General features: G+C 65.4%; 18 protein-coding genes. 8 read left to right on the forward strand and 10 right to left on the reverse strand.

Annotated features, from left to right (window positions below; all coding sequences use genetic code 11):
* Window positions 1-47: 47 nt before the first annotated feature.
* Window positions 48-218 carry a hypothetical protein gene (locus tag A5733_RS27420; RefSeq protein ID WP_158070585.1) on the reverse strand — a complete coding sequence of 57 codons (171 nt, stop codon included), beginning with the start codon at window positions 216-218 and terminating at the stop codon, window positions 48-50.
* 199 nt (window positions 219-417) lie between these two features.
* Between A5733_RS27420 and A5733_RS04355 the strand changes: the two genes are divergently transcribed.
* Complete coding sequence (locus A5733_RS04355) at window positions 418-1,284, forward strand: LysR family transcriptional regulator ArgP (RefSeq protein ID WP_076239212.1); 867 nt, start codon at window positions 418-420, stop codon at window positions 1,282-1,284.
* A 12-nt stretch (window positions 1,285-1,296) separates the two neighbouring features.
* On the opposite strand, the gene A5733_RS04360 is transcribed toward A5733_RS04355, so the two are convergent.
* Both A5733_RS04360 and A5733_RS04365 read right to left on the reverse strand, forming a co-directional pair.
* Entirely contained in the window at window positions 1,297-1,878 is a 582-nt protein-coding gene (locus tag A5733_RS04360) for a TetR/AcrR family transcriptional regulator (RefSeq protein ID WP_067764329.1), read from the reverse strand.
* Between the two features lie 13 nt (window positions 1,879-1,891).
* A complete protein-coding gene (locus tag A5733_RS04365) occupies window positions 1,892-2,836 on the reverse strand; it encodes an oxygenase MpaB family protein (RefSeq protein WP_067764332.1) in 945 nt (314 codons plus the stop codon).
* Between the two features lie 80 nt (window positions 2,837-2,916).
* Here A5733_RS04365 and A5733_RS04370 point away from each other — a divergent pair, with 80 nt between their 5' ends.
* Window positions 2,917-3,405 (forward strand): OsmC family protein, encoded by a 489-nt coding sequence (locus A5733_RS04370; protein ID WP_076239213.1) that lies wholly within the window; start codon window positions 2,917-2,919, stop codon window positions 3,403-3,405.
* 16 nt (window positions 3,406-3,421) lie between these two features.
* Here the strand turns inward: A5733_RS04370 and A5733_RS04375 are convergent, their stop codons facing one another.
* From A5733_RS04375 to A5733_RS04385, 3 genes are all read right to left on the reverse strand, one after another.
* Entirely contained in the window at window positions 3,422-3,937 is a 516-nt protein-coding gene (locus A5733_RS04375; RefSeq protein ID WP_076239239.1) for a GNAT family N-acetyltransferase, read from the reverse strand.
* A 41-nt stretch (window positions 3,938-3,978) separates the two neighbouring features.
* Window positions 3,979-7,293 carry an NAD-glutamate dehydrogenase domain-containing protein gene (locus A5733_RS04380; RefSeq protein ID WP_233152614.1) on the reverse strand — a complete coding sequence of 1,105 codons (3,315 nt, stop codon included), beginning with the start codon at window positions 7,291-7,293 and terminating at the stop codon, window positions 3,979-3,981.
* A 144-nt stretch (window positions 7,294-7,437) separates the two neighbouring features.
* Window positions 7,438-8,502, reverse strand: coding sequence for a dihydrodipicolinate reductase (locus A5733_RS04385; RefSeq protein ID WP_076239214.1), 1,065 nt, complete (start codon window positions 8,500-8,502; stop codon window positions 7,438-7,440).
* Between the two features lie 101 nt (window positions 8,503-8,603).
* On the opposite strand from A5733_RS04385, the gene A5733_RS04390 reads away from it, so the two are divergent.
* The 4 genes from A5733_RS04390 to A5733_RS04405 all read left to right on the forward strand — a co-directional run bounded on the left by A5733_RS04390 (window position 8,604) and on the right by A5733_RS04405 (window position 13,370).
* Window positions 8,604-9,278 carry a TetR/AcrR family transcriptional regulator gene (locus tag A5733_RS04390; RefSeq protein ID WP_233152615.1) on the forward strand — a complete coding sequence of 225 codons (675 nt, stop codon included), beginning with the start codon at window positions 8,604-8,606 and terminating at the stop codon, window positions 9,276-9,278.
* Between the two features lie 113 nt (window positions 9,279-9,391).
* A complete protein-coding gene (locus A5733_RS04395) occupies window positions 9,392-9,820 on the forward strand; it encodes an MmpS family transport accessory protein (RefSeq protein ID WP_067764345.1) in 429 nt (142 codons plus the stop codon).
* Window positions 9,817-12,732 carry an RND family transporter gene (locus tag A5733_RS04400; RefSeq protein WP_142253795.1) on the forward strand — a complete coding sequence of 972 codons (2,916 nt, stop codon included), beginning with the start codon at window positions 9,817-9,819 and terminating at the stop codon, window positions 12,730-12,732. Before A5733_RS04395 ends, A5733_RS04400 begins: the two co-directional genes overlap by 4 nt.
* Before the next feature lie 5 nt (window positions 12,733-12,737).
* A complete protein-coding gene (locus tag A5733_RS04405) occupies window positions 12,738-13,370 on the forward strand; it encodes a TetR/AcrR family transcriptional regulator (protein WP_067764391.1) in 633 nt (210 codons plus the stop codon).
* A 119-nt stretch (window positions 13,371-13,489) separates the two neighbouring features.
* Here A5733_RS04405 and A5733_RS04410 read toward each other — a convergent pair whose 3' ends face one another.
* Window positions 13,490-13,693, reverse strand: a complete 204-nt coding sequence (locus tag A5733_RS04410) for a cold-shock protein (RefSeq protein WP_067764348.1) — start codon at window positions 13,691-13,693, stop codon at window positions 13,490-13,492.
* A 139-nt stretch (window positions 13,694-13,832) separates the two neighbouring features.
* Between A5733_RS04410 and A5733_RS04415 the strand changes: the two genes are divergently transcribed.
* A complete protein-coding gene (locus A5733_RS04415) occupies window positions 13,833-14,315 on the forward strand; it encodes a DUF309 domain-containing protein (RefSeq protein ID WP_076239216.1) in 483 nt (160 codons plus the stop codon).
* Window positions 14,316-14,325: 10 nt separating this feature from the next.
* On the opposite strand, the gene A5733_RS04420 is transcribed toward A5733_RS04415, so the two are convergent.
* Together A5733_RS04420 and A5733_RS04425 are read right to left on the reverse strand one after the other, a co-directional pair.
* Window positions 14,326-15,282 (reverse strand): DUF808 domain-containing protein, encoded by a 957-nt coding sequence (locus tag A5733_RS04420; RefSeq protein WP_076239217.1) that lies wholly within the window; start codon window positions 15,280-15,282, stop codon window positions 14,326-14,328.
* 35 nt (window positions 15,283-15,317) lie between these two features.
* Window positions 15,318-16,730 carry an NCS2 family permease gene (locus A5733_RS04425; protein WP_076239218.1) on the reverse strand — a complete coding sequence of 471 codons (1,413 nt, stop codon included), beginning with the start codon at window positions 16,728-16,730 and terminating at the stop codon, window positions 15,318-15,320.
* Window positions 16,731-16,852: 122 nt separating this feature from the next.
* On the opposite strand from A5733_RS04425, the gene A5733_RS04430 reads away from it, so the two are divergent.
* Window positions 16,853-17,443, forward strand: a complete 591-nt coding sequence (locus tag A5733_RS04430) for a sigma-70 family RNA polymerase sigma factor (RefSeq protein WP_083665991.1) — start codon at window positions 16,853-16,855, stop codon at window positions 17,441-17,443.
* On the opposite strand, the gene A5733_RS04435 is transcribed toward A5733_RS04430, so the two are convergent.
* On the reverse strand, window positions 17,419-17,916 hold a 498-nt coding region (locus A5733_RS04435; RefSeq protein ID WP_076239220.1), incomplete at its 5' end, for a sigma-70 family RNA polymerase sigma factor. The two genes, A5733_RS04430 and A5733_RS04435, sit on opposite strands and share 25 nt — an antisense overlap.

Genomic DNA, 17,916 nt, shown 5'->3' on the forward strand with positions numbered 1-17,916 from the left:
GCCGCTGCCGCGCGTCCTACCAGGGTCGGATTTTCCGGGATAGGTCTTCAGAGTCGCCACATCTCACGTGCCATCGCGGCGTCCTCGACGAAGCCTTCCCGCAACGGTGGGTAGTACGGTCGCTTCCACTGTGGACGCGGCGCGGCCGCCAGGGCGACGCGTATGGCGGCGATCATGCGCCGCCACACGGCCGGCCGGGCGACGACGGCGTCGTTCACGGTCCATCCACGGGCGACGCCTGTCATCGAATTCGCTATCGAGATAGCTGGGGAACGCTGTGCTCGTGTCATGGCTCGACGCTACGAAGCATGCAGGTCAGCCCACATCGCGCTGCGCTCTGATCTTGACCTACGACCGTGGTAGGAGAACTGCACCGACCACGGGACCAAGCGAGCGCGGCGAGATTACGATTGCCTCGTGCAGATCGACGGCCAGCAGCTGGCTGCCTTCGCCGCCGTGGTCGAGCTGGGTAGTTTCGACGCGGCCGCCCAGCGGCTGCATGTGACGCCCTCGGCGGTCAGTCAACGCATCAAGGCCCTCGAGCAACGCGTCGGTCAGGTGCTCGTGGTGCGCGAAAAGCCTTGTTCTGCAACACCTTCCGGTGTCCCACTGCTGCGGCTGGCGGCGCAGACGACGTTGCTGGAGGCCGAGGCCCTGGCGGAGATGGGCGGCGGACCGGCGCACTTGACCCGGATCGCGCTGGCCGTCAATGCCGATTCGATGGCGACATGGTTCACCGGGGTGTTCGTCGAGGCCGGCGAATTCCTGTTCGACATCAGGATCGAGGATCAAGACCTTTCGGCGCGCCTGCTGCGGGAGGGCGTGGTGATGGGCGCGGTCACCACCGAACGCAACCCGGTGCCGGGCTGCCGCGTACATCCGCTGGGTGCGATGCGCTACGTGCCGGTGGCCAGTGCGGAGTATGTCCAGCGCCATCTGCCCGCCGGCTTCACCCGCGAGGCCGTGTCGGCGGCACCGTCGCTGGCCTGGAACCGAGATGATGCGCTACAGGATCGATTGGTGCGCAAGGTCTTTCGCAAGGACATTCTCAGGCCCACGCATTACATTCCGACTGCGGAGGGATTCGGTGCCGCGGTGCGGGCGGGTCTGGGCTGGGGAATGTACCCCGAGGAACTCGTCGACGACGCGTTCGTCCGGATCACCGACCAGTTTCTGGACGTGCCGCTGTACTGGCAGTGCTGGAAACTGGACAGCCCGATGGTCGAGGTGATCACGGCTGCGGTGCGCACGGCGGCAGTCGGGCTGCGTGGCCGGCCGAGGTGAGGTGGACGGGGCTCAGTGCACCAGCGGCGCCAGATGCAGGCGCGCGTAGGCGCGAACCGCCGCGTCGTCGTTGACGTCAAGCACCGGCGAGGGCACCTGGGCCAGTGAGCAGGCCAGGCGGATGTGCAGTTCGGCCACGGCGAGCAACTCGTCATCGGGCATGGTGGCGCCGGCCGCCCGAAGCGCCTTCGCCATCGCGGTCGAGGCATGGCGCAGAAACACCTCGGCCTCGTGGTACGCGCCGGCCACCGCGGTGAAGTCGGTGTCCAGCCGCAGGAATCGGCGCATCAACGGCTCGGTGGTCAGAAGCCGCACGCCCTCGCAGAAGGCGGCGACGGCGGCCTCGCCGGCACCGGAATCGATTGCGACCGTGCGTAACCGGTCCATCGCCAGCTCGAAGGTGCGCCGGCCGAGTTCGGTGATCAAGGCATCGCGGGTGGGGAAGCGGCGGTAGAGCGTGCGGCGACTGACCCCGGCCTGTTTGGCGATGACATCGAGGCTGGCGCGGCCCAACCCGACGAGCGACACCTCCTCGGCGGCGGCCTTGAGGATGGCGTCTTCCTGTTCGGACTGGCTGGCGTTGCTGCGCGGCATCGATACCAGTGTGTCAGCCCGCTGCCGGGCAGCCCAGCGGTGCGAAGGAATCCAGACCCACCGACCGGTGCAGGCGCACCAGCTTCTCGTACTGCAGCCGGTTGTAGGCCAGCGGCACCAGCAGGAGCCGGTCGGGCAGGACCCGCCAGGCCAGTTGGAGTACCCGGGTGTACACGGCGAACTCGCGGTCGTGGCGTGATTGCCAGCGGAATCCGGTGAGCTCGCGCACCCCGGGATGCATGATTCCGAACGAGCACACCTTGATCACCCGGCCGGCGAGTGGCCGAACCACCATCCAGGACGGCGTGAGCGCTATCCGCACGGGCCCGGGCAGCAGCAGCGTGGGTAACGGCAACCGGGTGAGCCCGTCGGTCACCCGGGTCAGAAACTCGTTGCCCGACAACTGGTTTTCGACCATGTCGTCGTAGTAGCGGGTGGCCTCGGCATAGGTCTGCGGCAGCTTGGCCGAGGCGCCCGGGAGCTCGAGGGCGCGAAAGGCTTCGAGCAGTTGGGCGTAGGCCGCCTCGTGCTCGGCATCGTTCATCGTGATGCCCGTGGCCGGGGTGAACGAGCGTAGAACGACGAAGATTCCGCTGATCGCAATCCAGTTCCACAGCTGCGGATTCAGCGCGCTGTAGCGGACGTCGGCGAAATCGTCCTTGCCGTGCCCGCGGACATCGCGGTGCATGGTCTGTAGCCGGCGGCCTTCGGCGGCGCGGTCCTCGGCGTCACCCCAGATGGCCAGGAATGCCGAGAATCCACTGCGCACACCGCGATCCAGGAAATTACGTTCGAAGCGACCGCTGCGGTCGACCGCCGCGGCCACCGGAACCAAGGCCACTTCGTCGAACGCCGCGGCACCGAAGGCGCCGCCCAGGATGCTGCCCGAGTGCCTGCGGAAATCAGCGAGCACTTCCGGGCGTACCACGTCTGTGTCGGCCACGCTGCCAATAGACATGGCACAAAGTCTAGTTATCCGTGCCAATGTGTCAATGGTGTACGGCGAAGGCGTCGTCGGCAGTTGGTACCGTCGCGCCCATGGCGAACCGGACACATCGATACGAGGCCGTGGTCACCTGGACCGGTAACACGGGGTCGGGGACTAGTGGCTACCGCGACTATGCGCGCGACCACGACGTGACGGGTGTGGAGGCCGGCAAGCCGGTGATCGCGGGCAGCGCCGATCCGGCTTTTCGCGGCGATCCGAAACGCTGGAACCCCGAGGAGTTGCTCGTGGTCAGCCTGTCGCAGTGCCACATGCTGTGGTACCTCGCGCTGTGTGCCCGCGATGGCATCACCGTGACCGCCTACAGTGATCGGCCGTCGGGAACGATGAGCGAGAACGCCGAGGGCAGTGGCGTTTTCACCGACGTCACGTTACGGCCGGAGGTGACCATCACCGACTCGGAGCGGGTCGACGACGCCGTCGGGCTCCATCACGAAGCCCACCGGATGTGTTTCATCGCCAACTCGGTGAACTTCCCGGTGAGTGCGGAACCGACCGTGACGGCACCGAACGGCGCGTGAACGATGCGTCGACCGCTCAGATGTCGCCGAACGGTGCGGCGTAACGAATGACCCCTGCGGGGATCGCACTTCCGTCGAGCGCGAGCACCATGAGCGCATCGTCGGGAACCTCGCTGCGCATCGCGACCCCGTGGAGCGAGGCCCGGGTGAACCCGAACCTCGGGTAGTAGGCCGCGTGCCCCAGGACGGTGACGAAGCGTTCACCCCGTTGCCTGGCCGCGTCGAGAACCGCACCGATGGCTGCGGAGCCGGCCCCGGAGCGCTGATACTCCGGCAATACTGCGCACGGCCCGAGGCACAGCGCGGCGGTGTCGCCGATGTGGCACCGGGTGAGCAACGCGTAGCCCGTCGGATCACCGTCCCCGGCCGTGGCAAGCATCGACAGTCCGTCGATCCAGCCGGGATCGGTGCGGAGAGTGTCGACGAGGTCGGCCTCCTCCGCGGTCTCGAACGCGGCCAGATTGATCCGGCGGACGGCCGGAATATCCGACTCTGTTTCGGGGTGGGTGAGCCAGTTCAGATGTGTAGTCATGTCGGCATCCAGTCTGACGTCACCGCCGGCGGATGGCCAGGTCACCGATGCAGCCGACGCAGTTGCGCCGTGGCCACCGACAGCGCCGCGAGATCGGGTTCGTCGGTATCGAGGAACTCGTCCAACGTCCGCTTGGCCCGGTCCAGCCGCGGTCGATGGCAGGCCTCGAAGTCCGAGATGCGTTCTGCCGCACTGCCGTCGTCGCCCAGGCGGGTGACGTCGATCGTGAGATCGCGCAGCGAGCGGTAGAGATCCTCACGCAGCGCGAGCCGCGCCAGCGCATGCCAGCGGCCGCCGCGGGGCAGTGAGGACACCGCCAGCAACAGCCGGTCCACACCGAGCCGGTCGGACAGTTCGAAGTAGATCTCGGCGAGTGCGCCCGCGTTCTGACCGTGCAGATGCGCACCTTCGATGATGTCGAGAAGGCTGAAGTAGTAAAGGGATTCGCTGATCCGCTGCGCAACATGTACCGGGACTCCGCCGGCGACCAGATCGCCGTACGCCTCGGTGACGGTCTCCCGTTCCTGGCCACGCAACATCGATCCGAGCCGGCTTTGCAGCATGGCCACCTCGTCGGCGAATCGGCCGATCTCCTGCTCGACGTCGAGCGGTTGCGGCCGGTTGAGGACAAACCATCGCGTGGCCCGGTCGAGCAGACGGCGGCCCTCGATGACGAGGGTGTTGGTCAATGCCGGCGGCAGATCGGCGGCGTAGATGTCCGACCACAATGAGTCCAGGTCGAACACCTCGGACACCACTGCGTGGGCCCGCACGATGTCGCCCGCTGTAGCGCCGGTCTCCTCGACGAGGCGGAAGGCGAACGTCATACCCGAGGTGGCCAGGACGCGGTTGACGACCGCGGTGGTGACGATCTCCTGGCGCAGCGGATGTTCGGGTAGCGGCTCGCCGAGTTGATATCGCAACGTCGGTGGGAAGTAACGGGTGAGCGACGCGACGAAGTAGGGATCGTCGAACTTCTCTCCGATGAGCAGCTGCGCTTTGAGGTCGAGTTTGACGTGAGCCATCAGGGTGGCCAACTGCGGTGCGGTCAAACCCTGACCGGCCTTGGCCAGACCGGCGAATTCCTCTGCGCTGGGCAGATTCTCGCGCGACCGGTGCAACCCCCGCCGTGTTTCCAGGTCAGCCGTCATCCTGGCGTGCACGTCGACCATCTGGCCCGCATTCGAGCGGGCATCGCTGAGCAGACGGTTGTGGGCCGTGTTGTTGGCCAGGACGAGCTCGGCGACCTCGTCCGTCATGTCGGCCAGCAGGCGGTTGCGCGCGGTGGCGGTGATGATCTCGGACCCGACGGCGGTGTCCAGGAGGATCTTGATGTTGACCTCGTGATCGGAGCAGTCCACCCCGGCCGCGTTGTCGATGGCGTCGGTGTTCACCAACCCTCCGCCGCGCGCGAAGGCGATGCGGGCACGTTGGGTGAGGCCGAGGTTTCCACCCTCGACGATCACCCGGGCCCGCACCTCGTCGGCGTCGACGCGCAGCGAGTCATTGACTTTGTCACCGACCTCGGCGTGCTGTTCGTCGCCGGCTTTGACGTAGGTGCCGATCCCGCCGTTGAACAGCAGATCCACTGGTGCGCGCAGGATGTGGCTGATCAACTCGGTCGGGGTCAGCCGGATCTTGTCGGAGTTGATACCAAGGGCCGCACGCATCTCCGGTGTGGTGGCGATGGTCTTGGCGGTCCGCGACCATACCCCGCCACCGGCGCCGATCGCGGCCCGGTCGTAGTCGTCCCACGATGACTGAGGCAGGTCGAACAGCCGTTGCCGCTCCTTGCGGGCCAGCGCGGTGTCCGGCGCCGGGTCGACGAAGATGTGGCGATGATCGAAGGCGGCCACCAGGCGTAGCCCGGCGCGGAGAAGCATGCCGTTTCCGAACACATCACCGCTCATGTCACCGATTCCGACCGCGGTGAACTCGTCGGTGTTCGGGTCGATACCGAGTTCGGCGAGGTGACTGTCGCCGCTGACCCAGGCGCCCCGGGCGGTGATGCCCATCGCCTTGTGGTCATAGCCGGCGGAGCCGCCGGAGGCGAACGCGTCGCCCATCCAGTACCCGCGATCGAGCGCCACCGCGTTGGCCGAATCCGAGAACGTGGCCGTGCCCTTGTCTGCGGCCACCACCAGATACGGGTCAGATCCGTCGTGGCACACGACGCCACCGAAGCGCGGTCGATCATTGGAGCCGACGTCTGGGTCCTTGTCGACGACGTCCAACAGCGCGCCGATGAACTGCCGGTAACACCGCAGCCCCTGGACTCGGGGCGATTCGCCATCCGCCGTGGGGCGGGACTTGACGACGAACACGCCTTTGGCGCCGGCGGGCACGATCATGGCGTTCTTCACCGCCTGGGCTTTGACCAGGCCCAGCACTTCGGTGCGATAGTCATCGTGCCGGTCCGACCAGCGCAGGCCGCCACGGGCGACCAGCCCGAAGCGAAGGTGTAATCCCTCGAAATCCGGTGAGTAGGCGAAGATCTCGGAAACCGGACGAGGCGCCGGCAGCTCGTCGATCATCTGGGCCTGAAATTTGTGCACCAGATAGGGCATCGTGACCGACAGCACGTCGGGCGCGAAGGCATTCGTGCGCACGGTGGCCTCGATCAGGTTGCGATACGCGCGCAGGACCCGATCGGCGTCGATGTGCAGCACCTGGTCGATCTCGGTGACGACGCGCTGCTCGGCCCCGGCTATCCGGGCCTGGCGCGCAGGGCTGTCGGCGGGCTGCTCGGTGCGGTCGAACCGGGCCTCGAACAGCGCCAGCAACGCGCGGGCGGCCTCCGGGTTGTCCAACAGCACCCGCTGGATCCGAGCCTGACCGTAGGGCAATGGCAGCTGCCGTAGATAGCGGCTGTAGCTGCGCAGCACGCAGACCTGCCGCCAACTCAACGCGGCGCGCAGAATCAGTGCGTTGAACCCGTCGGATTCGATGCGGCCGGCCCAGATCGCCTGGAACGTCTCGCGGATGCGGTCGAGCGTGCCGTCGTGTGGCTGCGCCAGCGCGTCGGCGACGTCGGGCCCGGGCTGCAGCACCAGGTGGTAGACGTGGCACACCTGTCCGTCCGGTCGCGTCCAGATGTCGGCCTGTTCTTCGAGCACCTCCAGGTCCATGCTCTGCAGCGCGGGCAGCATCCGGCGCAGCGGAATGGGGGTGACCGCGGCGAGGGCGAAGCGCAGTCGGCTGTCACCGGTGCCGGCTCGGTCGAGGTTCACCGCGATCGCATCGCCGGCCAACTCGTCAAGCGCCTTGGTGTCGAGCAACCGGCTGGGTATCACGACCCCGGCCTGTTGTCGGTCTTGAATCTGCGGCTCAATGGGGTTGGCGCGCAACGAGTCCACGGTTCTGTCCAATCGTCGTTGATCGATGCCGTCGGTTGCGTACGACGGATGGACCAATCCTGAGGCGTGGAGAACCGCTACGAGCCGTGCAGAGTGTCAGTGAAACGAGGCTCGTCGTTACATTGTGTCGGCCGGTGGCGGCGCCTAGCTCGTCGGCACCACGCCCCGCGGCAGGATCAGCGGCAGATCGTTGTAGGTGACGATGCCGGGGGCGGCCTCGACCACAGCCGGGATCGCATTGATCGGGGGAGTGGCCGTCATGATGTGGCCCAACACCATGAATTCCTCCAGGGTGGTGGCCTCGAAATCGGGGGGTGGGAGGAAGCCGACCTTCATCGTCACGGTCGGGCGCCCGGCCACCTCGATGACCCAGCCGTCCTGATCGATCTGCCAATCGGGTTCCAGCGTCTGGCCTTTGCGCCACCGCAGCGTGAGCTCGACGCGCGTGGTCCCGCCGACGATGCCCTTCCAGCTGACGAACACCCCGGCGACACCGCCGGCCGGAATCGTCCACGAGCCGAGGTCGAGATCCGCTGTGGTCTTGGCATATTCGGCATCGCAGCGGACCTCGTCGAACTCGATGCCCAGCGCGTCGCCGATCATCCGCACCGCCTCGCCGAACACCCCGGTGCCGTGGGCAGTCATGGCCTGCAGGTCGGGATGGTCGATGGGCTGGCCGAATCCGACGGGCTTCTCGGTCTCCGGCGAATCGTAGAACGTGGTGTCGGCGGCCTCGTTGACGGTGATCTTGTCCACCCGGTCGCAGATGCCGGCGGCGACGATGGCCAGCTGGTTGACGTAGCCGGGGCTGATGCCGGAGCCGAACATCGTCGAGGAGCCCTTTCGGCAGGCCTCGGCGATGCGGTCTCGGCCCTCGCCCTGGTTGTGTCCGGTGATGAAGGACGCGGTCGCGACGACGTTGACGCCGGCCGAGAGGATCTCGACCAGTTCGTCGACGTCGATCCACATCGGGTTGTACACCACGACATCGGGTTTGAGGGCCAGCAGCGCCTCGACGTCATTGGTGGCGGTGATCCCCAGGGGTTCGATGCCGACGAGCTCGCCCACGTCCTTGCCGGCCTTGTCCGGCGACCAGGCGTAGCACCCCACCAGTTCCAGCGTCGGGTTCTTCACGATGGCCGCCACCGAACTCTTGCCGACGTTTCCCGTCGTCCACTGCACCACCCGGTATGGAGAACTCTGTGACACGGTGGCGGCTCCCTTCTCTGGTTTCGGGCAGTTTTCCACGCCCGTGAGAAAAAAGGAAGAGGATGCCGTGGTGTCCGCCTGTCGCTACTAGAATTTGCTGCGTGAGCACCGAAAACGCGCCGCGTCGGGGACGAGGCCGGCCGCCGCGCATCGATCAGAAGCAGATCGTTGCCGCGGCCCGCGCAATCGCCCCGGGCGCGTTGACGATGCAGGCCGTGGCCGATGCCCTCGGTGTGGATCGCACGACGTTGCACTACTACGTCGGTGACCGCGACGGGCTGCTCGAGCTCGTCGTGGCCGACTTGTTCGACCACGAGTTGCGGGCGATCAAGTTGCCCGAGGACGCGTCCTGGCAGGAGATCCTTCGGGCCTATGGCAGTGCCATTCGTCAGGGTGTGCTCAAACTCGGCGTGACGGCCACCAGCTTCCGATTGAGCGGCACCGGCGGCGCGGCCAGCTTGGCTCTCGCCGAGCAGGTGCTCGCCGCCCTGACCTCGGCCGGATTCCACATCGACGACGCCGGGCGGGTGCTGACCCTGGTGTCCGGGCTGGCGATGTCGGCTGCGCACGACGTACTCGGCACGGCCCAGTCCCGCCTGCACCATCAGACACCCGAAGTGGTGCGCGCCCTGAAAGACCTTGCGTCCAGCGACTTTCCATTGCTCAGCGGCGTCGTGGCGCAGCGCGGCAGCGATGTGATCGCGGCCGGAGACTTCGACTTCAACTTCAACCTCGACATCGTCATCTCCGGACTCGAGCGGTTCCTGGCCGAGTAGACACCGAATCGCCGATCGAAGGGTGGACGAGTACAGTACACAGCGTCCTCTTAGACGGAACTGGAGTTCCGTCTGGGTAAGTTTCGTGAAGCGGCACGTCGGGGAGGCGCAAGGTGTTCAGGTTGCTCAAAAAAGCGTGGATACCGCTCACCCTGGTGGTGGTCGTCGGCCTGGGCGCGTACGCGATCCTTCGGATCCGGGGTACCGGCCAGCACGAACCGAACTCGGCAGAGGGTGCCGGAATCACCGAGAACTTCAATCCGAAGCACATCAAATACGAGATCACCGGGTCCGGGGGCACCGCGAACATCAACTATCTCGACGAATACGGTCAACCCAACCTCATCGAAAATGCCCCGTTGCCTTGGTCATTCACGATCGTGACGACGCTGCCGTCCATGTCGGCCAACATCATGGCGCAGGGCGAACGGAACGTCACAGACCTCGGATGCCGAGTGACTGTCGATGACGACGTGCGCGACGACCGGACGAGTACCGACACCTTCAAACCGTTCATCTACTGCTTGGTGAAATCCGTATGAGCAACAACGCGCACGCGAAACCACACCGGCCGTTCATCGGCCACATGGTCCGGATCTTCTCGCTGCCGATCATCGTGTTCTGGGTGCTCCTGACGATCGCCCTGGGGATTCTTGTCCCGTCACTCGACGAGGTTGCGGCTTCGCGTTCGGTGCCGCTGAGTCCCACCAGCGCGGACTCCTACAAGGCGATGCTGAACATCGGCAAGGTGTTCCAGCAGTACGATTCGGACTCCTCGGCGATGGTCGTGCTGGAGAGCGACGAGCCGGTCGGTGCGGCCGCACACAAGTACTACGACGAGATCGTCGCCAAACTGAAGGCCGATACCGAGCACGTCCAGAACGTCCAGGACTTCTGGAGCGATCCGATGACCGCGGCGGGCTCGCAGAGCGTGGACGGTAAGTCCGCCTACGTGCAGATCTTCCTCGCTGGGGACCAGGGCACCAGCCAGAGTTACGCGTCGGTGGCCGCAGTGCGTGACATCGTGGCCTCGGTACCCGCACCGCCTGGTATCAGCGCCCATGTCGCCGGCAACAGCGTGCTCAACGCCGATACCCAGGTCGCCGGACATCAAAGCATGGCGAAAATGGAGTTGGTGTCGGTCGGCGTCATCATCGTGATGCTGCTCGCGGTCTACCGCTCCGTCGTGACGTTGCTCGTGTCGATGGTTGTCATTCTTCTGGAACTATTTGCCGCACAGGGTGTTACGGCCGCTGCCGGGTACCTGAACATCATCGGCTTGACTCCGTACGCGGTCAGCATGGTGACGATGCTCTCGCTGGCGGCGGGCACCGACTACGTGATCTTCCTCCTCGGCCGATATCACGAGGAGAGATCGAAAGGCCTCGATCGGGAAGACGCGTTCTATGTCGCCTACAGCGGCGTATCGCACGTCATCCTGGGCTCCGGATTGACGATCGTCGGGGCCTGCCTGTGCCTGACCATGACCACGCTTCCGTACTTCCAGACCATGGGTCTGCCATGCGCCATCGCGGTCCTGGTGATCATCATCGCCGGACTGACGTTGGCGCCCGCCGTCCTGACCATCGCGTCGAAGTTCGGTCTGCTCGATCCCAAGCACAAGATCGCGTCGCCGGGTTGGCGCAAGGTCGGTACCTCCGTGGTGCGGTGGCCCATCCCCATCGTCTTCGTCACCAGTCTCGTCGCGGTCGTCGGCTTCATCGCCTTGATGACCTATGTGCCGCAGTACAACGACAAGGAGTTCACCCCCGCCGATATGCCGGCGAACCTCGCCATGGGCGTTGCCGATCGGCACTTCTCCCAAGCCCGGATGAACCCCGAGCTGCTGATGCTCGAGGCCGATCACGATCTGCGCACGCCCTCGGACATGCTCGTCATCGAAAAGGTCGCCAAGAACGTGATGCACATGCGGGGCATCGAACGGGTGCAGACCATCACCCGGCCATTGGGCGCGCCGATCGAACACAGCTCGATCCCGTTCCTGCTCGGCGCACAGAACGCCAGCACGCTGCAGGCCGCCAAGTTCAACAACGACAACTCCGCGCAGATGCTCGAACAGGCCGACGAGATGAGTAAAACCGTCGCCAGCATGGAACGCATGTACGAGATCACGAAAGAGATGACCGAAGTCACGCACAGCATGGCCGGCAAGACGCACGACATGGCCGATGCCACAAACGATTTGCGTGACCACCTGGCCGATTTCGATGATTTCTTCCGCCCCATCCGCAACTACTTCTACTGGGAGCCGCACTGCTACGACATCCCGGTCTGCCATTCGCTGCGGTCGATCTTCGACACCCTCGACGGGATTGACGAACTTGCCGACCAGATACAGGGCCTCACCGGCGACATAGACCGCTTGGACAAGCTGCTGCCGCAGATGCTGCCGGTCCTGCAGGACACCATCGGCACGATGAAGACGATGCGCGACTTCATGATCGCCACCCACAGCACCATGGCCGGCACCCAGGCGGCGCAGCAAGAGGCTGCCAAAGGCGCGACGGAGATCGGCCTGTACTTCGATCAGGCCAAGAACGACGACATGTTCTATCTGCCGCCGGATGTGTTCGAGAACCCTGACTTCAACCGTGCGGTCAAGATGTTCATGTCACCCGACGGCAAGGCGGTCAGGATGATCGTCACCCACCAGGGCGACCCCGCCTCGGTCGAGGGCATCGACCACGTTCGTGACCTCAAAGGTGTTGTCGCCGACGCGCTCAAGGGCACCCCGTTGGCCAATGCCAAGGTGTCGCTGGCCGGAACGGCGTCGCTCTACAGCGATATGCAGGACGGTGTGAAAACAGATCTGATGATCGTGGTGATCGCCGCGATGATCCTCATCTTCGCGATCATGTTGATCATCACCCGAAGTGTGGTCGCCGCCTTGGTGATCGTCGGCACGGTGGCCGCATCTCTGGGCACGGCGTGTGGTTTGTCCGTGTTGCTCTGGCAGGACATCCTCGGGCTCGGTGTGCAGTGGATCGTGATCCCGTTGTCGATCGTGATCCTGTTGGCGGTCGGCTCCGACTACAACCTGCTCGTGGTTTCGCGCTTCAAAGAAGAGATCCACGCGGGGCTCAACACCGGCATCATCCGCGGTATCGGGGCCACCGGACGGGTCGTCACCGCTGCGGGCCTGGTGTTCGCCTTCACCATGATGTCGATGATCGTGTCGGACCTGAGGGTGGTCGGCCAGCTCGGTATGACGATCGGCATCGGGCTGATCGTCGACACGTTGATCGTGCGGGCGTTCATGACGCCGTCGATCGCCGCAGCGCTGGGCCGCTGGTTCTGGTGGCCGCTCAACACTTTTGAGATCACCCGGCAGGGGCGCCTCGACCGCGAGCGCAAGCAGGCCCTGGATGGTGGCGGCACGGATGCTGATGCCGCCGATGCCCACACCGCACCCATCCCGCCGACCACGGCGTGAACGTGATGTCTGGCCGAGATCATCCACCCGACGCCGCGTCAAAGCTGCGGCGCCGCACCGACGGCCGGCTCGACCGGTCGCGTGACGCCGCGATCCTCGATGCGGCATTGGCGGCGTTGGCCGAGAACGGCTATGTCGACACCAACATGAACGACATCGCCGCGCGGGCCGGTGTGGGCAAGGCGGCGATCTACCGGCGCTGGTCCTCGAAGGCGGCGTTGATCACCGACGCGCTGGTGTACTGGCGGCCCGATCTGATGGATGACGACGCGCCCGACACCGGCAGTCTGGAAGGCGATTTCGACGAACTGGTGCGTCGTGCGATCCGCAACGACGAGGAACGCTTCTCCTACGATCTGGTGCTGCGGGCCGCCGTCGAGGCGACGCACGATCCCCATCTGGCCTCGGCCCTCGACGATCTGATGCTGCTCAAGGGCAGACGCGTGGTGACGGCCATCCTGCAGCAGGCCGCCGCTCGCGGGGAGGTGTCGGCCGAGAAGGACTGGTCACTGGTCGCCGACGTGATGACCGGGATGTGCCTGATGCGGGTGATCAGCGGGCAGGGCATCGATGCCGCGTTCATCCGGGATGTCATCGACACGCTGATCCTGCCCGCGGTGCGGGCATCGAACGGCTGACGCTGACCGCGAGAACACCCGCCAGATACCTTGGGACTGACGTCATTTCGTCAGGATGAAACGAAATGGGCTGGTACGGAAGTCATCCGTACCAGCCCACTGTCAGATCTTGGGGGCGATCAGATCGCCGTGACTCCCACTGCCTGGGGGCCCTTGGCACCCTGGGTGATCTCGAACTCGACTCGCTGGTTCTCATCGAGGGAGCGGAATCCGCTTCCGGTGATCTCAGAGTAGTGAACGAAGACGTCAGCGGCGCCGCCGTCAGGAGCGATGAAGCCGAAGCCCTTTTCGCCGTTGAACCATTTCACAGTTCCCTGTGCCATATTTTACTTCTCTCTTGTGAATCCGGACGTACCAAAAACGTCCGGGCTCAGTATGGCACGTGAAGTCACGTGGCACACAAATGTTCTTGACGGCTCATGGATTTGCGCCGGAGAAATGGGTATCGCGGAGAATCGATGTATGACCGATCATGACCGGGATCGTGACGAATCGGGCAAGGCCCGTAACAGCCGGCCCCGCGATGCCCTGGGCCGGCCATTGCCGCACGGCAGCCAGGGCGTGCCCCGCATCCCCGACGATCTCGCGCTGTCGGCCGACGAGTCACTGGCCTACGCGCAACGGTTGTTGGATCAGGGGCTGGCATTCAACGCCCACGAGGTGCTCGAAGCGGCGTGGAAGCAGGCGCCACCGGCACACCGCGCGATGTGGCAGGGCTTGGCCCAACTTGCCGTGGGCATCACCCATATCCAGCGCGGCAACGGTACGGGCGCGGTCACGGTGCTGGCGCGGGCGGCAGACCGGCTCGGTGAGACACCGGCCCCGGCGCCACACGATGTCAGGGCCGTCGAGCTGATCGCGGAGAGTTTGGCCCTGATCGACGATGTGCGGCAAGGGCTGGAGATCGCCGATGAGCGGTTGCGGCCGCGGCTCCGAAGTTCTTAGGCGTCAGTTCTTAGGCGTCGGCATCCTTCTTCTTGCCGAACGGCAGCACGTGCATGACGCCCACCACGACCGTGCCGACCACCAGGCCGATGACCGCGGATGCCGCGGTGTTGGTCAGCCAGGCCAGCACGCCACCGAACCCGCCGCCCACGGCATGTCGGACTGCCTCCTCGGCGTGGTGAACCCACCCGTAGAGGGTGTGCCAGCCCAGGGTGTCGGTGCCGACGAGCAGGATGTGTCCACCGACCCAGAGCATCGCCACCGTGCCGATCGTCGACAGCGCCGACAGCAGCTTGGGCATCCCGGCGACCAGGCCGCGCCCGATCTTCTGTGACACCTTCGACGATCGCTGGGCCAACAGCAGGCCGATGTCGTCCATCTTCACGATGCCGGCCACGACGCCGTATACCGCGGCGGTGATCACCAGCGCGACGACGACCAAGATGATCAGCCTCGGCCAGAAGGTCTGGTTGGCGACTTCGTTGAGCGCGATCACCATGATCTCGGCGGACAGGATGAAGTCGGTCCGGATCGCGCCGGTGATCATGTACTTTTCGGCGTCCCCGCCGACGGCCGTGGTGGGCTCGCCGTGCGAGCCGTGCGCGGCGTGGCCGAGGAAGCGTCCCCAGACCTTCTCGGCGCCCTCATAGCAGAGGTACGTGGCACCGACCATCAGGATCGGCGTCAGCAGCCACGGCGCGAACTGACTGAGCAGCAATGCAGCAGGCAGGATGAACAGGATCTTGTTGCGCAGCGATCCGATCGCGATGCGCTTGATCACCGGCAGCTCGCGGTCCGCGGTGATGCCGTGGACGTACTGCGGCGTGACCGCGGTGTCGTCGATCACCACGCCGGCCGCCTTGGCGGTGGCCTTACCCGTCGCGGCGCCGATGTCGTCGATCGACGCCGCGGCCAGCCGGGCCAGCGCGGCAATGTCGTCGAGCAAACCGAACAGGCCCGCGCTCATGCCGTGATCCCCATGACCGTGAAGGCTACCGGCACCTACATGCCGATGAGTGACTCGATCCATCCGCGGGCAAAGTACAGGATGAAGCCGGCCGCCACGATCCACAGCAGCGGACTGACCTCACGGGCCTTGCCCGCGGCCGACCGCAGCACGGCCCAGGCCACGAAGCCCACGCCGATGCCGTTGGCGATCGAATAGCTGAACGCCATGGTCGCCACGGTGAGGACCACCGGAAGGGCCACCGAGAACTCCGAGAGGTCGATGTGGCGCAGCTGCGAGACCATCATCGCGCCGACGATCACCAGCGCGGCCGCGGCGACCTCGGTGGGCACGATGGAGGCCAGTGGCGCGACGAACATCGCCGCCAGGAACAGCAGCCCGGTGATCAGATTGGCGAACCCGGTGCGCGAGCCCTCCTCGATACCCGCGCCGGATTCGATGAAGACGGTGTTCGACGAGGCCGAGGCGGACCCGCCGACGACGGCGCCGGCGCCCTCGACGATCAGCGCCGAGCGCAGTCGCGGAAAGTTCCCCTGGGAGTCGGACAGCCCGGCCTCCCGCGACAACCCCGTCATCGTGCCCATGGCATCGAAGAAGTTCGCGAAGACCAGGGTGAACACCAACATCATCGCGGCCAACGCGCCGATCCGGCTGAAGCTGCCCATGCTGACCTCGCCGACCAACGACAGGTCCGGCAGGGCGAACGGTGATCCGGACAACGTGGGCACCGACAGTCCCCAGCCGCCGGGCTTGTCCTGAGCCGACCCCAGATGCCAGATCGCCTCGACGATGACGGCCACCACGGTGCCCGTCACCAGGCCGATCAGGATGCCGCCACGCACTTTCCGCGCTACCAGGATGCCGGTCACCAACAAGGTGAACACGAAGACGACGGTCGGCACCGTGTTGATCGAGCCGACGCCGCCGGTGCCGAGCCCGACCGGGGGAGACGGCAGCCCGGTCGAGCCGACGAATCCGGCGTCGACCAGGCCGATGAACAAGATGAACAGGCCGATACCTGCCGTGATGGCGAGTTTGAGTTGCATCGGGACCGCGTCGAACACGAGACGGCGGAAGCCGCTGGCCGCCAGCGCGACGATGATGACGCCGTCGATGACCACCAGGCCCATGGCTTCGGGCCAGGTGAGGGTGCCGACCACGGTCGTGGCCAGAAACGAGTTGATGCCAAGGCCGGCTGCGAATGCGAACGGTAACCGCGCGACGATGCCGAACAGGATCGTCATCACACCTGCGGCCAGGCAGGTGGTGGCCGAAACCTGGGCGAACTCGAGTTTGTTGCCGTCGACGTCAGCCGAGCCGGACAGGACCACCGGGTTCAACACGATGATGTAGGCCATCGCGATGAAGGTGACCAGGCCTCCGCGGATCTCGGAGGGCACCGTCGAACCACGGGCCGAAATCTCGAAGAAGCGATCGAGTCGATTCATAACCGATGAGCCTAAGGTGACGGCGGGATACGTGCCGTCAATACCGGCAGTGCGGGCCTGCGGTAGCCACATGTCCGAAAATCGCTTGACCTCAAGTTATGTTCAGATGTGATGCTGCAGGTATGAACGACGACGGGCGGGTGGAGCGGTTCGAGCGCGACGCGCTGCCGCTGTTGGATCAACTCTATGGGGCCGCACGGCGATACACGCGCAACGCCGCGGATGCCGAAGACCTCGTGCAGGAGACAATGCTCAAGGCGTTCAGCAGCTTTCACACTTTCGCCGACGGCACCAACATCAGGGCGTGGCTGTTCAAGATTCTGACGAACACCTGGATCAACTCGTACCGCACGACGCAGCGTCGGCCCGAGGAGGTGCTGGCCGAATCGGTCACCGACGCCCAACTGGCCGCGGCGCTGGCCGGTTCTCCGATCGAGTTGGCCTCGGCCGAGCTCGCCGCGCTGGAATCCATGGGCGACGACGAGGTGCGGCGGGCCATGGAGGCACTGCCCGATTTCCAGCGGGTCATCGTGTACTACGCCGACGTCGCGTGCTTCCGGTACAAGGAGATCGCTGAGCTCATGGACATTCCGGTTGGCACTGTGATGTCGAGGTTGCACCGGGCGCGTCGCAATCTGCGTAAGCTGCTCGCCGAAACTGCGGTTGCCAGAGGGTATCTGGCCCGGAGTCAGGACAACGGCACGGCAGCCTGAACCTTACCGGCGTCGCGGCCGATGCCACGGTCCCGGGCCACGTCGGCGAGCAACTCCCGCAGCCGCTTTCGTCCGCGGGCCAGTCGGGACATCACGGTTCCGACGGGTGTGCCCATCAGGGCGGCGATTTCGCGGTAGTGGTAGCCCTCGACGTCGGCGTAGTACACGATGACCCGCTGGAAATCGGGCAGTGCCTCCATGGCCCGCCGCACCTCGTCGTCGCCCATGGATTCCAGCGCGGCGAGCTCGGCCGAGGCCAACTCGATCGGAGAACCGGCCAGCGCCGCGGCCAGTTGGGCGTCGGTGACCGATTCGGCCAGCACCTCCTCGGGCCGACGCTGCGTCGTGCGGTACGAGTTGATCCAGGTGTTCGTCAGAATCTTGAACAGCCACGCCCTGATGTTGGTGCCGTCGGCGAAAGTGTGAAAGCTGCTGAACGCCTTGAGCATTGTCTCCTGCACGAGGTCTTCGAA

This window comes from Mycobacterium sp. NS-7484, from assembly GCF_001953975.1.
Taxonomy (GTDB): domain Bacteria; phylum Actinomycetota; class Actinomycetes; order Mycobacteriales; family Mycobacteriaceae; genus Mycobacterium.